Origin of the sequence: Clostridium sp. AF32-7AC, assembly GCF_003477925.1 — a bacterium.
GTDB classification, from domain to species: Bacteria; Bacillota; Clostridia; order Lachnospirales; family Lachnospiraceae; genus Otoolea; species Otoolea fessa.
Map to the genome: position 1 here is coordinate 257,157 of NZ_QUEG01000003.1, position 14,452 is coordinate 271,608.

Genomic DNA, 14,452 nt, shown 5'->3' on the forward strand with positions numbered 1-14,452 from the left:
TGAACTCTCATCGTTCCGCTCCGTGCATTTTTCTCCCGGTCTCTTTATCCTTCAAAACCTGCATCTTCAACTCATCCACCCCGGAAAATTTCATCTCCGGCCGCATAAAATCCAAAAAATGAACCTCTATCTTTTTCCCATACAGGTTTTCATCCAGATCATAGATATATGTCTCCGCCCCCGCTGGTCGTTCTCCGGCAATCGTCGGTTTTTTTCCAATATTCGTGATACTTCCATAAGAAGCACCATCAATCACCGTCCGGGAGAGATATACCCCGAACGCCGGAAGATGTTTCTGGATTCCCGGCAGGATATTCGCCGTCGGAAAACCTAGGGTGGAACCTAAATGCTCCCCGTGTACTACCTGTCCGCTGATCCGGTACTCGTATCCCAACAGTTCATTCGCCTTGCGGATATTTCCCTTCGCCAGCTCTTCCCGGATATAGGTGCTGCTGATCTCGCGATCGCCGTCCATCGCCTTTTCAACGATCGACACCTCATATCCATATTTCGGTGCCAGTTTCCGAAGCAGTTCAGCATCGCCCTTCCGCTGGTAGCCAAAATGGCAGTCCGGACCGGACACGATCGCCTTTGCGCCCATCTTGCCGACCAGAATCTCGGCAACAAACTGTTCCGGGTCCATATGTGCGACTTCCTGGTTGAACGGATATTCCACCAGATACTCCACCCCCGCCTCGCGCAGGTTCTCCTCGCGCTCCTCGTTGGTCGTGATCATCGTCTGCAGCTTTCCCCGGATCAAGGTTCCCGGTGCCGTCTCAAAGGTAAACACCGCTGGTTTATATCCTTTTTCCCGATACCGCATCACTTCCCGCAGCAGCTTCTGATGCCCTCTGTGAAGACCGTCAAACTTACCGATCGTGACCGCAGTCGGCTCTTTTATCTGAAATTCTCTGGTTCCGGCAAAATACTGCATCTTACTCTCCTCCCAGAAAGATCTTACGTGGTTTCCATTGTTTCTTCTCCGGCTGATAGGCATAGAGACCGATAAACTGGTTTGCGCTGTCATAGACGCGGATTATTCCAGAATCCGGAAGTACCATCTCTGAGTTTCCATCCGCAGAAACCTGGTGTTCAGCCAAACTGCTTCCGATCTGCACCAAGCAGCCGTCTCTCGGTCCCAGCCCCTTCGGGAATGGATTTCCATTCTGCAGAAGCTTATCCAGAACTTCGCTCTCCGATACATACGCCGGGCAGTCCTCAAACATTCCATCCACCGGCACGATCCTATCCTCGATCTGACCGGCTTTCGCCAGCGCTTCCACCTCGGACAGGCGCAGGCTGTCCCCGATCGCAAATCGATCGACGCGGGTGCGGATCAGTTTTTCCATACAGCCGCCGCATCCCAGCTTTTCACCGATGTCATGGCACAGGGTACGGATGTAGGTTCCCTTGGAACAGGTCACGGTCATCGTCACACGCGGCAGTTCCACCGCATCTATCTGAAGATCATAGATTTCCACCGGACGCGCTGCCCGCTCTACCTCTTTTCCGGCTCTCGCCAACTCGTAGAGCTTCTTTCCGTTGACCTTGAGCGCCGAATACATCGGCGGTACCTGCATATATGGACCAACAAAGCTCTCCGCCGCCCCGCGGACTGCCGGTTCTGTCAGCTGTTCCGTCGGTTTCTCCGAAAGAATCGTTCCTGTCATATCCTGCGTATCGGTTTCGGTTCCCAGCAAAAGAACTGCCTGATACGTCTTCCTCTTATCCGTCAAAAGGTCGCACAGCTTCGTTCCCTTCCCCAGACATACAGGGAGTACGCCCTCCGCTGCCGGATCGAGCGTACCCGTATGACCGATCTTTTTCTGTCTCAAAATGCCCCGGAGCTTCGCCACCACATCGTGGGACGTAAACCCCGGTTCTTTATAAATGTTTATCACACCGTGAAACATAAAATCTCCTAAAAAATCAGAACTATTACCGTCCATGCGCTGTGCACCTGAAAGCAGGCAGCGCAATCAGCAACAGAACCTCCTATTCCTCCCTACGGGCATCCATCTGTTTCTCAATATGTCCCGTCAGGTTGTTGATCACATCCCTCGGATGTCCCTGCATCGTGCAGCCCGCCGCGTGGATGTGTCCGCCGCCGCCGAAATACGCCGCCACCTTGCTCACATCGACATAGTCGTTGGAACGAAGGCTGACCTTGTACTCGTTGAACGCCTTTTCATAGATGAAAATGGCACATTCCACTCCTTCGGTAATCCGGAGCTGATCGATAATGCCATCCAGATCGTTCGTATCGACACCGTAAAACTCCATTTCTTTCTGGGAAACCACACTGAAAATACATCTTCCATCCAGAATCCGTGTACTGCTAAGCAGCGCTTTTCCGAGAATCTGGTTCTGTGCGTAGGTCTTGCGGTAAAAGCTGTCGTCGATGATCTTCGCCGCGTTCACGCCTTTTTCCATCAGCGCGCCCGCGATTTCCATCGTTTTCCGGGTCGTTGAATTGTACTTAAATACACCTGTGTCATGCACAATTCCGGTATAGAGACACTCTGCCGCCTCCCTGCTGATCTTTGCCTCATCAAGAAGCGTGTATAACACTTCGCTGCAGGAGCTTGCGTCCGGAATGATGTAATTTTGTTCAGCAAATCCTGTATTGGTTCTGTGATGATCGATACAGAGTGTCTTGGCGGCGCTGTCAAAATAGACCGCGTAGGCGCCCAGACGCTCTTTGTCGCTGGCATCCAGCGTAATGCACAGATCAAACTGTTTTTCCGGCACAATCTCGGTATGAATTTTCTCAAAATCATTCATATAAGAAAATTTAGCAGCCGGATGGTCGAGAAACAGTTCTGCCTCTATCTGCGGATAATTCTCCCGCAGATAGTTAAGCAGTCCCAGAGTCGTTCCGATACAGTCCCCGTCCGGATGGATGTGACCAAGCAGTACGATGTGCTCCGCCCCTTCCAGTGACGCCTCTAAGATATTTTTACTCATTTTCTTCCTCATCTCCCGATTCTGAGTCTCTGAGGTTTTCAGTTACTTCATCGATCAGGCGGGTCATGTGTACACCGTACTCAATCGACTGATCGAGAATAAATGTAATTTCCGGCGTATTCCGTAAATTAATGCGTTTTGCAAGCTGGGTGCGGACAAATCCGACAGCACTTTTCAGTCCCTGGATCGTATCCTTCGCCGCTTCCTCGTTGCCTAACACGCTGATATACGCCTTGCAGTACTTGAGATCCGGAGTTACCTCCACGGAGACAACCGTTGTCATCGGATGAATCCGCGGATCTTTCAGCTCACGGCTGATGATGGAACTCAGCTCTCTCTGTACTTCACTGTTAATTCTTGTATTTTTAATGCTATTTTTACGCATGAATCCCTCTGCCTTTCTAGCGCGGAACCTCTACCATCGCATATGCTTCGATCATATCGTCTTCCTGCAGATCGTTGAACTTCTCAAATACAAGACCACACTCGTATCCGGAAGCAACTTCCTTCACGTCGTCCTTGAAACGCTTTAAGGATGCCAGCGGACCATCGAAGATCTGCTCGCCGTCACGGGTAATACGTGCCTTGCAGCCTCTCTGGAATTTACCATCCAGGACGTAGGAACCAGCGATAGTACCAACGCCGGAAGCCTTGAAGGTCTGACGTACAACGGCGTGACCGATTACCTGCTCCTCGTAAATCGGGTCAAGCATACCCTTCATCGCTGCCTCGACATCCTCGATTGCCTGATAGATGACGCGGTAGAGACGAACGTCTACTTTCTCACGCTCTGCGATGGACTTCGCGGTTGCGTCCGGGCGCACATTGAAACCAATAATGATCGCGTTGGATGCGGCTGCCAGACTGACGTCGGACTCGTTGATCGCACCAACACCGCCGTGGATGACCTTGACTACGACTTCCTCGTTGGACAGCTTCATCAGGCTCTGTTTTACTGCCTCGACAGAACCCTGTACGTCTGCCTTGACGATCAGTGGAAGTTCCTTTACATTTCCTGCCTTGATCTGGGAGAACAGATCGTCCAGGGAAAGCTTCATCTTTGTATCTTCAATTAACTTATTCTTGCTCTCAGAGATAAAGGTTTCTGCAAAGCTTCTTGCCTCTTTCTCGTTCTCCGGCTGTACAAATACCTCGCCGGCGTTCGGCACGTCATTAAGACCCAGAATCTCAACCGGAGTGGACGGACCAGCCTCTTTGACGCGGCGTCCTTTATCGTCCATCATCGCACGGACACGACCGTAGCAGGCACCTGCCGCGATCGGATCACCGACATGCAGGGTACCTTTCTGTACCAGGACGGTCGCAACCGGACCTTTACCCTTATCCAGCTCCGCCTCGATGACAAGACCTCTCGCATTACGGTTCGGGTTTGCCTTTAACTCTTTGACCTCTGCGGTCAGAAGGATCATCTCAAGCAGTTCCTTGATACCTTCCTTGGTATGTGCAGATACCGGAACGAAGATGGTGCTGCCGCCCCAGTCCTCCGGAACCAGTTCGTACTCGATAAGCTCCTGTTTTACCTTCTCGATATTGGCACTCGGCTTATCGATCTTGTTGATCGCTACGATGATCTCAACACCTGCTGCCTTCGCATGGTTGATCGCCTCGATGGTCTGCGGCATAACACCGTCATCTGCTGCAACAACGAGGATTGCAATATCAGTGGATTTTGCACCACGCATACGCATTGCGGTAAATGCCTCATGTCCCGGCGTATCGAGGAATGTGATCTTCTGTCCGTTGATCTCTACCATGTACGCACCGATGTGCTGGGTGATACCGCCTGCCTCTTTTGCAGTTACATTGGTCTGGCGGATTGCATCCAGAAGGGAGGTTTTACCATGATCGACATGGCCCATAACGCATACAACCGGCGGACGGGTTACCATGTCCTTCTCATCCTCTTCTTCCTCTTTCAGAAGTTCCTCGATGACGTCAACCTTGACCTCTTTCTCACAGAGTACGTCAAACTCCATCGCGATCTCTTCTGCCTGCTCGTAATCTACTTCCTGATTAATGGTGACAACCTTGCCCTGTAAAAAGAGCTTCTTTACAATCACAGACGGCTGAAGTTTCATCTTGTCTGCGAGATCCTTGATGGTGATTACCTCCGGGATCGTGATTGTCTTGATCTCCTCAACCTTTGCCTCCTTCTTCTGCGGCGGCTGAACAGCGCTCTTTACGTTCTTTCCGCCTCTTCCCTTGGAGTGCATCTCTTCCTCATGGTCGATCTTGCTATATTTATCGTTCTTGTAATTATTCTTATTCTGCTTGTTGTTCTGCGGTTTCTGTACAACCGGGCTGTCGAAGGATGGCTTCGGAATATTTAAACCGCCGCGTCCATCGCGTCCGCCTCTCTGACCATCACGGCCGCCCTGATAGCCGCCGCTTCTCTGTCCGTCACGGCCGCCCTGATAGCCGCCGCTTCTCTGTCCATCGCGGTTTCCCTGATAGCCGCCGCTTCTCTGTCCATCGCGGTTTCCCTGATAGCCGCTTCTCTGTCCGTCACGGTTTCCCTGATAGCCGCCGTTTCTCTGTCCGTCGCGGTTTCCCTGATAGCCACTTCTCTGTCCATCACGGTTCTCCGCTGGAGCTGCGCTCTTAGCCGGCTCTGCGGTCTGCTCTGCACTTGCTGCTGCCGGACGGCTTGCCGGCGCGCCGGTCTTGGCTGCGTTTCCTGTATTGGCCTTGCCTGCCGGACGGCTTCCTCTCTGTACGCTGTTCTGCGGACGATAAACCGCTGCAATCCGCTTTTTCGGCGGCTCAGTTGTCTTCTCCGCCTCTTTCTTCTCTGCCTCTAACGGCTCTTTCTTTATATCTTCCACTCGATTTGTTTCCGCCTTTCCTGTATCTGTCTTTGACGCTGTCGTCTGTCTCTTTGCTCCTGCAAGGAAATATCTGACTGCTTCTGCCTGTTCCTCCGTCACCTTGGAAGAATGGCTTTTTACGTCAAAATGATTTTTCTGCAGTATCTCTAAAACTTCTTTATTTGATTTGCCAATCTGTTTTGACAACTCATTAACCCTCATGTTTTGCTACCTCCGTTCCGGCACTGCCTTCCCGTTCTGCATAAGCTCCTAAAAGAGCCTGCCCAGAAAAGCGTTAATCATCTAACTTCTCTCTTAACGCCTTTGCAAAACCGGAATCCAAAACGGCCAGAGACGCTCTCATCTCTTTTCCCATCGCGTGTCCCAGCTCTTCTTTCATGCCGAACTGGTACACGGGAACCTTGTAGTATGCACATGAATTTTCAAACATCTTTTTTGTATTATCCGACGCTTCTTCTGACACGATCACCAGATACGCTTTTCCACTCTTGATCGCTTTCTCGGTCATGAACTCGCCGCTTGCCGTCTTACCGGCGCGCGTCGCCAGTCCCAGAAGATTCAGCACCTTTTTACGATTCTCCAAACTGCTCCATCTCCTTTTCCAGCGCCTCATAGACTTCCTTCGGAATCGCCATCTTGAGCGACCGCTCCAGTCCTTTGCTCTTTACCGCCTTTTTCCAGCAGTCCATCGAAGGACAGAGGTAGGCGCCGCGTCCATTCCTACGGCCTGTCGCGTCAATCTCGATCGTATCGTCGGCTGTCTTTAAAACGCGGATCATTTCTTTTTTGCTCTTCATTTCTCCGCATCCGATGCACTGTCTGAGCGGCACTTTCTTTGCTCCCACTGTCTATCACTTCCATTTCTGTCAAATCCCGGTTCTGCTGCTTTCTTTCTGCCAAATCTGCTCGTTCCGCCCGAAATCAGCATCCCCGCACATTATCTGTCAGGATTATTCCTGCTCCGCTGCCGGCTCTTCTGTGCCCTCAGCCGCCTCATTTTCTGCTGCCTCGGCTGCGTCTTCCTCTGCCACGCTGATCAGCGGGTCATCGGTGTAGCCCTCGAAGCCTTCCTCATAACCGCTCTCAAGCTCATCTAAAAGACCGGACTCTCTTGCCTGTGTCTCGCTCTTGATATCGATCTTGAAGCCGGTCAGGCGGGCTGCCAGGCGTGCATTCTGACCCTCTTTACCGATTGCCAGGGAAAGCTGGTAATCCGGAACGATCACCTGTGCCTCGCGTGCTTCCTCATCTGCTGCAACCAGGATAACCTTTGCCGGGCTTAACGCGTTCTCAATCAGGAATGCAGGGTTGTCATCCCAGTTGATGATATCGATCTTCTCACCGCGCAGCTCATTGACAACCGCGCTGACACGCGCGCCGTTTAAGCCGACACATGCACCGACCGGATCGACGTTCGGGTCGTTGGAGCTGACTGCCATCTTCGTACGGGAACCTGCCTCACGTGCGATCGCCTTGATCTCTACGGTACCGTCTCGGACCTCGGCAACCTCAGACTCAAAAAGGCGTTTTACCAGATCTGGATGGCTTCTGGATACGGTAATACGCGGGTCGCGCTGTGTCTCTTTTACTTCGATGACATACAGTTTGATACGCTCGGTCGGTTTGAATACCTCGCCCTTTACCTGCTCACTCTCGTTCAAGATCGTGTCGATCTTGCCTAAGTTGATGCTGATGTTGCGTCCTACATAGCGCTGTACGATACCCGTTACGATATCTTTTTCTCTGCAGTGCCACTCCTCATACAGGGCGTTGCGCTCTGCCTCACGAAGCTTCTGTAAGATAACATTCTTCGCGTTCTGAACGGCGATACGTCCAAACTCCTTGGAATTGACAGAGAACTGAACGATGTCGCCCAGCTCATACTTGCTGTTTAAGAGCTTTGCCTCTGCCAGGCTTACCTGGGTCATCGGATCCTCTACGGTCTCCACAACCTCACGCTCTGCCACGATGGAAAAATCTCCTGTTTCACGGTTGATGTTTACCTTGACATTATCTGCCCGGCCATAATTGTTTTTGTATGCTGTCAGCAGAGAATTTTCAATTGCTTCTAAAAGAACATCTTTGCTGATATTGTTTTCTTTTTCCAGCAGATTTATTGCCTCAATCAACTCTTTATTCATTTTATTTTATCTCCTCCTACCGTCTAAAAATCAAAGGCTAAACGAATCAAAGCAATCTCTGATTTTTCAAATGTACGCTCGCTGCCGTCCTCCATCGTGATTGTCACAGAATCTGCGTCATAGGACGTAAGCGTTCCTGTAAATTCCTTCTGTTTGTCGATCGCTTTATACAGGCGGATCTCCACATCTTTGCCGATGCTTCTTGCAAAATCTTTCTCTTTCTTCAGAGGACGTCCCAGTCCCGGAGAACTCACCTCCAGTATATAGCTGTCCTCGATGAAATCTTCCTTATCCAGCCATTCACCAAGCAGACGGCTGATTACCTCGCAGTCATCAACGGTAATACCGCCCTCTTTGTCAATGTAGCACCGCAGATACCAGACGCCGACCTCGCGGACATACTCCACATCAACCAGCTCAAACTGATGCTGCTCCAGAACCGGCGTGATCCACGCCTCTACCCGTGCTTCGTACTGCTCTCCCTTTGCCACACCCCCACCACCTTTCTATGAAATTAGAAAGAGTGGACTTTTTTGTCCACTCTTTCCAGTCAGTCTATTATGTTATCGTACCTAGTATAACATGCTTTTTTCGGAAGTTCAAGAGGTATTTCCTATTGTTTCTCTTTATTTACCGAATACAGCCTCATAATCTGCTTTGAATTTCTCGATACCAGCATCGGTCAGCGGGTGTTTTACCATCTGCATCAGAACCTTGAACGGAACAGTTGCGATGTCAGCACCAGCCTTCGCGCACTCGATGATGTGCATCGGATGTCTGGTGGAAGCACAGATAATCTCGGTGGAAATCTCCGGATAATTGTCAAAGATCTCTACGATATCGTAAATCAGGTCTGTACCGTTGGTGGAGATGTCATCCAGACGGCCTAAGAACGGAGAAACGTATGTAGCGCCTGCTCTTGCAGCCAGAAGTGCCTGGTTGGCAGAAAAGATCAGGGTTACGTTGGTCTTGATGCCCTCAGCGGACAGAGCTTTCACAGCCTTTAAGCCCTCGGTAGTCATCGGGATTTTAACAACCATGTTCGGATGAATCTTAGCGATCTCACGGCCCTCAGCGATCATATCCTCTGCCTTCACAGTCGTAGCCTTAACCTCACCGGAAATCGGTCCGTCTACAATGCTGGTGATCTCTTTGATAACCTCATTAAAATCACGGCCTTCTTTTGCAATCAGAGACGGGTTTGTGGTAACGCCACAGATAATACCCATATCATTCGCTTCACGGATCTCATCAACATTCGCGGTATCAATAAAAAATTTCATTTCCCATATCCTCCTAATTTTTATAAGATAGATAGCCAGTATCTCCTATATCTGCTATACATAAGTATACCATACTTGTCCCATCTATTTCCATACTTGAATCTATATTTTACAAATTGTTACTGTTCACGCATACGTGCCCAGTAACTACAAATTCCCTTGTCCGTAATACGCCCCGGGGCCATGCTTGCGCAGATAATGTTTATCCTGCAGGCACTGCGGCGCTTCCTTCACATCCGGATTGATCATCTCGCAGCGCGCCGCCATCTTGGCAACCTCCTCGAGTACAACCGCGTTGTGAACCGCCTCATGGGCATCCTTGCCCCAAGTAAACGGTCCATGGTTCTTGCAGAGCACACATGGCACCGCCATCGGGTCGAGCTTCCTCTCCTCAAACAAATCTGCGATCAGCACGCCTGTGTTCCACTCATAATTCTTTAATTCTTCCTCATTTAAGTTTCTCGCGCATGGAACGGAACCGTAGATATAATCTGCATGGGTCGTTCCGTAGCACGGAATGTCGCGTCCCGCCTGCGCCCAGGAAGTCGCCCACGGGCTGTGCGTGTGAACCACGCCGCCGATCTTCGGAAAACGGTTATAAAGAATCAGGTGAGTTTTTGTATCAGAGGACGGATTCAGCGTTCCCTCAACGCGGTTTCCTTCCAGATCCATGACAACCATATCATCTGGCGTCAGTTTGTCATAGTCCACGCCAGACGGTTTGATGACAAACAGCCCCTTCTCACGGTCAATCCCGGAAACATTGCCCCAGGTAAAGGTAACCAGACCGTATTTCGGAAGCAGCATATTGGCTTCGTATACTTCTTTTTTTAATTCTTCCAGCATCGATTAAAACCTTCCTTCTACGGCGCCTCTCTCGGCAGCCAGACCATTGATATAGCTTGTCATAAACGCATTGAAGCCCTCGACATCCTTTGCATCCGGCTCCATCGTCTCCGCCTTTGCATCTGCAAATACCTGCTCATTTAAGTAATCGGACAAGCTCTGTCCCGGCTTCTTATCCTTGCGGTATGCCGCCAGAACCGCGATACCCCAGGCACCGCCCTCACCAGCTGTCTCCATAACGGATACCGGCACATCAGCAGCTGCCGCCATGATACGCTGTCCAACACCCTTGGTCTTGAAGAATCCGCCATGACCCATCAGTTTATCCAGTGTCACGTGCTCTTCCTTGAACAGAATGTCCAGACCATATTTCAGGGTTGCCAGGGAACTATATAAATGGGTACGCATGAAATTTGCCAGTCCCAGCTTGCTGTCGGGACGGCGCATAAACAGCGGGCGTCCCTCCTCGAAGTCGGTGATCGGCTCGCCGGAAAGGTAGCAGTAGGACATCAGTCCTCCGCAGTCTTCATCGCCCTCAAGCGCCTTGCGGTACAGGGTTCCAAACAGGGTGTTGCGGTCTGTTTTCTGACCCATCAGCTCATAGAACTCTTCAAACAGACCTACCCAGGCATTCAGATCGGAGGTACAGTTGTTGCAGTGGACCATGCCGACCAGATGACCGTCCGGCGTAGTTACCATGTCAATCTCCTGGTGAACCGTCTCCAGAGTCTTTTCCAGAACAACCATTGCAAATACGGAGGTTCCGGCAGATACGTTACCGGTGCGGACCGCCACACTATTGGTTGCAGTCATACCGGTTCCTGCATCGCCCTCCGGCGGGCACAGCGGAATGCCAGCTTCCAGATTGCCGCTCTCATCCAGCAGCTTCGCGCCTTCCTCAGTCAGCGTTCCCGCCTCATCGCCAGCGCTCAGAACCTCCGGCAGAAGGTCGCGCAGCTTCCACGGATATCCCTTCGGAACCATTATTTCTTCGAATTTATCCAGCATTTCAGCATCATACTGTCCGGTTGCCGGGTCGATCGGGAACATACCCGAAGCATCGCCGACGCCAAGTACCTGCTTGCCAGTCAGTTTCCAATGTACATATCCGGCTAAAGTGGTCAGAAAATGCACGTGGGATACGTGCTCCTCGCCGTTGATCACTGCCTGATACAGGTGTGCAATACTCCATCTCTGCGGGATATTGTAGTTAAACAGGTCTGTCAGGCGTCTTGCTGCCTCGGCGGTCATCGTATTTCTCCAGGTACGGAACGGAACGAGCAGCTTTCCGTCCGCATCAAACGCCATATAGCCGTGCATCATAGCGCTGACGCCCATCGCACCAACCCTTTTAAGCGTTAAACCGTATTGGTTCTTCACATCGGCAGCCAGATCCGCATAGCAGTCCTTTAAGCCCTTCCAGATATCTTCCAGGGAATAGGTCCAGATACCATTTTCCAGACGATTTTCCCACTCATAGCTCCCCTGCGCGATCGGCGCGGTCGTGCCGTCCGTCAATACTGCCTTGATTCGGGTCGAACCAAATTCAATTCCGAGCGCTGTATTTCCACTCTCTATGTCTTTCTTGATCTCTTCCGCACTGCGGGCCATATCCATCCTCCTCATTGTAGCAAAAAGCGCACCGCCGCCGGAATTTTCATCCCCTTGGCTGCGGCACGCCCCGTCATTCATAACTATTCTATTTTCACAGTTGTGGCAAAAACTTATGCAGTTACGTCTTTTTTAAAAATTTTTATCTTTCAAACGCCCTATTATTTCATAAAGAATTTCTGTAAATCAGCCTCTGTCGTATCTTCGCCGATTGTAATTAACTCGGTACCGGTCAGACGCGCGAACATAGCGATGTCATCTCTCGTCAGAGCGGTAGATACAACGGAGTGATGAGCGCCGCCTGCGTAGCACCATGCAGCCGTACCGATCTGGAAGTTCGGTTTATGACGGTACATAATTCTCGCTACCGGAAGTTTTGGCATCGGTTTCGGCTGTTTTACAAGCTCGATATCTGCACAGATGATGCGGAAATGATCGCCCATATCTACCATCGTTACCTGGATACCATCGCCGGTCACGCCGTCGAAAATCAGTCTTGCCGGGTCTTCCTTGCCGCCGATCCCCAGCGGAATTACATCGATCTCCGGTTTGGTTGCTGCAAATGCCGGCGGAACCTCCAGCATATGGGAAGCTAACTCTAACTCCTGTCCCGGAGTCAGATCGTAGGTGTAATCCTCGATAAAGCCGGTTGCGCCCTCTTTGCCCTCGGACATCTTCATCAGGACTGCAGACAGAGCGGAAATCTTGTAATCACCCTCCGGACCAAAGCCGATGCCTTTGCCCATCAGGTTCTGTGCTGCGATACCCGGAAGCTGCTTTAAGCCGTGCAGATCCTGGAAGGTGTCTGCGAATGCACCGATTCCGTTCGTGGAGAGGAATTTCTCCAGACCCACTTCGTATTTAGCCTGCTCGCGGACAGAATCAATGCGGTCGGTCTTCATTGTATACTTATCGGTATACTCTTTCATCTTCGCGTCGATCTCTTCCTCGGTTACCTGGTTGATGATGTCAACCAGATCGCCCAGTGCATAGTAGTTGCACTCCCAGCCGTATTTGATCTGGCTCTCTACGCGGTCGCCGTCGGTAACCGCCACCTCGCGCATGTTGTTGCCGAAGGAAGCTACCTTTAAGGACTTAGAGTAGGAGATAGCCTTTGCAACGGATGCAAACTGGCGGATCTTTGCTACCACATCATCATGTTTGTAATATCCAGCTACAACCTCATGCGGAATACCCATTCTGGCAACGATGAAGCCGTACTCACGGTCGCCATGTGCGGACTGATTCAGGTTCATGAAATCCATGTCGATCTCATCATACGGAAGCTTCTCATTTGCCTGTGTATGTAAATGAAGCAGCGGTTTTCTTAATTCCTGCAGACCCTTGATCCACATTTTTGCAGGGGAGAAGGTGTGCATCCATGTGATAACGCCGACACAGTCATCATCATTGGAAGCTTTCCGCATATCCTGAATACAGATTTCAGAAGTCTCTACGGTTGGAAGAAGTTCGATCTCTGCCAGATCGCCCACTTTTTCGTTTAAGAATGCAACCATCTGACGGCTGTCTTCTGCAACCTGTTTCAGGCATTCCTCTCCGTATAAGTCCTGGGAACCCACAATAAAGTATAACTTTTTCATTTTAATCTGCCTCCTTGTCATTTTCAATGTATATCCCGAACCGAATTTCCGTTGTTAAACATCACCGGAAACCGGTACGAATACTTCTTTTCCTGCCAATCCGAATCCTCTATCATCCGCAGAAGATTGCGCGCTGTCAGCCGCCCAAGATTGTACTTGGGATGAATCACGGACAAGATCGTGAGATCCCCCTCCTGCACCGGTCCGGCATCATCAAACGATACCAGGGAAATATCTTCCGGCACGCGCAGTCCGCGGTCCTTTAAAAAATCCATATAGCTGCCCGCTACCTCGTCGTTGTAGAGGATCATCGCGGTACAGTCCTTCGTCCGGCGGTACATCCGCTGGAGTCCTTTTTTGCTTAATTTTTCTTCCATATCCCGGGTCGAATACCAGCGGATCCAGTCCTCCTGGAAATCGATCCCGAAATCCGACAGGCACTCGATAAAGCCGCGGTAACGCTCGATCCCCTGCCAGTCATCGTATTTGAAAATACCGCCGATCCGGGTATGTCCGTTCTGTATCAAAATCCGCGTCAACTCATAGCCCGCGCGCGCATCCGACATCTCCACGCTGTCAAACGTCTCATTCTGGTAATGATTGTGAATAAACAGCGTCGGAATATTTCTCCGCCGTATCTCCTTGTAAAGCCGCAGATTCGGATTCGGGAAACTGGAACGCGTCCCCTCGATGATGAGTCCGGACACATTGCGCCCCAGCATCCCCTTGAGATACAGGGCCTCATCATTTAAGCGGTTACGCGTGACCGAAACGCTGATCTCATAACCTTCCTCCCGCAGGACGGACTCGATTCCCTCGTACACCTGCGGAAACAGGTAATCTGAAAAATAACTGAGAATCAGTCCGATGCGGGGACGTTCTTCCTTATCCTTCTCCGGCGCATAGGAAACGTATGTGCCGCTTCCCTTGACCCGGGCAATCAGCCCGTCCTGCTCCAGGCGGTCGAGCGCGTTGCGGACCGTCTGGCGGGAGTATCCAAATTTATTCTGGAGCATATGCTCGGATGGAAACTTGTCCATATTCCGGAGCACCCCGCTCATAATCAGCGTCCGACCCCAGTTGTAGAGCTTCTGATATTTAAGTCCACCCTGATTCCGGCTGCTGTTCTCCCTCATACTGTAACCTCCAGATGT

The 14,452-nt window shown here is 50.9% G+C and carries 14 protein-coding genes; all 14 read right to left on the minus strand.

Annotated features, from left to right (window positions below):
- Positions 1-7 precede the first annotated feature (7 nt).
- Complete coding sequence (locus tag DWZ45_RS06830; protein WP_118468282.1) at positions 8-934, minus strand: bifunctional riboflavin kinase/FAD synthetase; 927 nt, start codon at positions 932-934, stop codon at positions 8-10.
- A gap of 1 nt (position 935) precedes the next feature.
- The gene (gene truB / locus DWZ45_RS06835) at positions 936-1,913 is read right to left on the minus strand and encodes a tRNA pseudouridine(55) synthase TruB (protein ID WP_022360142.1); all 978 of its coding nucleotides are present in this window, start codon (positions 1,911-1,913) and stop codon (positions 936-938) included.
- 82 nt (positions 1,914-1,995) lie between these two features.
- The gene (locus DWZ45_RS06840; RefSeq protein ID WP_118468284.1) at positions 1,996-2,967 is read right to left on the minus strand and encodes a bifunctional oligoribonuclease/PAP phosphatase NrnA; all 972 of its coding nucleotides are present in this window, start codon (positions 2,965-2,967) and stop codon (positions 1,996-1,998) included.
- Positions 2,960-3,352 (minus strand): 30S ribosome-binding factor RbfA, encoded by a 393-nt coding sequence (gene rbfA, locus DWZ45_RS06845; RefSeq protein WP_022360140.1) that lies wholly within the window; start codon positions 3,350-3,352, stop codon positions 2,960-2,962. The genes DWZ45_RS06840 and rbfA overlap by 8 nt, the downstream gene beginning before the upstream one ends.
- 16 nt (positions 3,353-3,368) lie before the next feature.
- The gene (infB, locus tag DWZ45_RS06850) at positions 3,369-6,017 is read right to left on the minus strand and encodes a translation initiation factor IF-2 (RefSeq protein WP_118468286.1); all 2,649 of its coding nucleotides are present in this window, start codon (positions 6,015-6,017) and stop codon (positions 3,369-3,371) included.
- 73 nt (positions 6,018-6,090) lie between these two features.
- The gene (locus tag DWZ45_RS06855) at positions 6,091-6,399 is read right to left on the minus strand and encodes a ribosomal L7Ae/L30e/S12e/Gadd45 family protein (protein ID WP_107000578.1); all 309 of its coding nucleotides are present in this window, start codon (positions 6,397-6,399) and stop codon (positions 6,091-6,093) included.
- Complete coding sequence (locus DWZ45_RS06860) at positions 6,386-6,661, minus strand: YlxR family protein (protein WP_117796229.1); 276 nt, start codon at positions 6,659-6,661, stop codon at positions 6,386-6,388. Before DWZ45_RS06860 ends, DWZ45_RS06855 begins: the two co-directional genes overlap by 14 nt.
- A 105-nt stretch (positions 6,662-6,766) precedes the next feature.
- On the minus strand, positions 6,767-7,957 hold the full coding sequence (gene nusA / locus DWZ45_RS06865) for a transcription termination factor NusA (protein WP_118468288.1): 1,191 nt from the start codon (positions 7,955-7,957) through the stop codon (positions 6,767-6,769).
- A gap of 23 nt (positions 7,958-7,980) precedes the next feature.
- Entirely contained in the window at positions 7,981-8,448 is a 468-nt protein-coding gene (gene rimP / locus DWZ45_RS06870) for a ribosome maturation factor RimP (protein ID WP_118468290.1), read from the minus strand.
- Between the two features lie 135 nt (positions 8,449-8,583).
- Positions 8,584-9,240, minus strand: coding sequence for a fructose-6-phosphate aldolase (gene fsa, locus DWZ45_RS06875; RefSeq protein ID WP_107000581.1), 657 nt, complete (start codon positions 9,238-9,240; stop codon positions 8,584-8,586).
- Positions 9,241-9,387: 147 nt separating this feature from the next.
- Entirely contained in the window at positions 9,388-10,086 is a 699-nt protein-coding gene (locus DWZ45_RS06880) for an L-ribulose-5-phosphate 4-epimerase (RefSeq protein WP_107000582.1), read from the minus strand.
- Between the two features lie 3 nt (positions 10,087-10,089).
- Complete coding sequence (locus DWZ45_RS06885; protein WP_118468292.1) at positions 10,090-11,697, minus strand: FGGY-family carbohydrate kinase; 1,608 nt, start codon at positions 11,695-11,697, stop codon at positions 10,090-10,092.
- Between the two features lie 161 nt (positions 11,698-11,858).
- Entirely contained in the window at positions 11,859-13,298 is a 1,440-nt protein-coding gene (gene araA / locus DWZ45_RS06890) for an L-arabinose isomerase (RefSeq protein WP_118468294.1), read from the minus strand.
- A 23-nt stretch (positions 13,299-13,321) separates the two neighbouring features.
- On the minus strand, positions 13,322-14,434 hold the full coding sequence (locus DWZ45_RS06895) for a GntR family transcriptional regulator (protein WP_107000585.1): 1,113 nt from the start codon (positions 14,432-14,434) through the stop codon (positions 13,322-13,324).
- Positions 14,435-14,452: the final 18 nt, after the last annotated feature.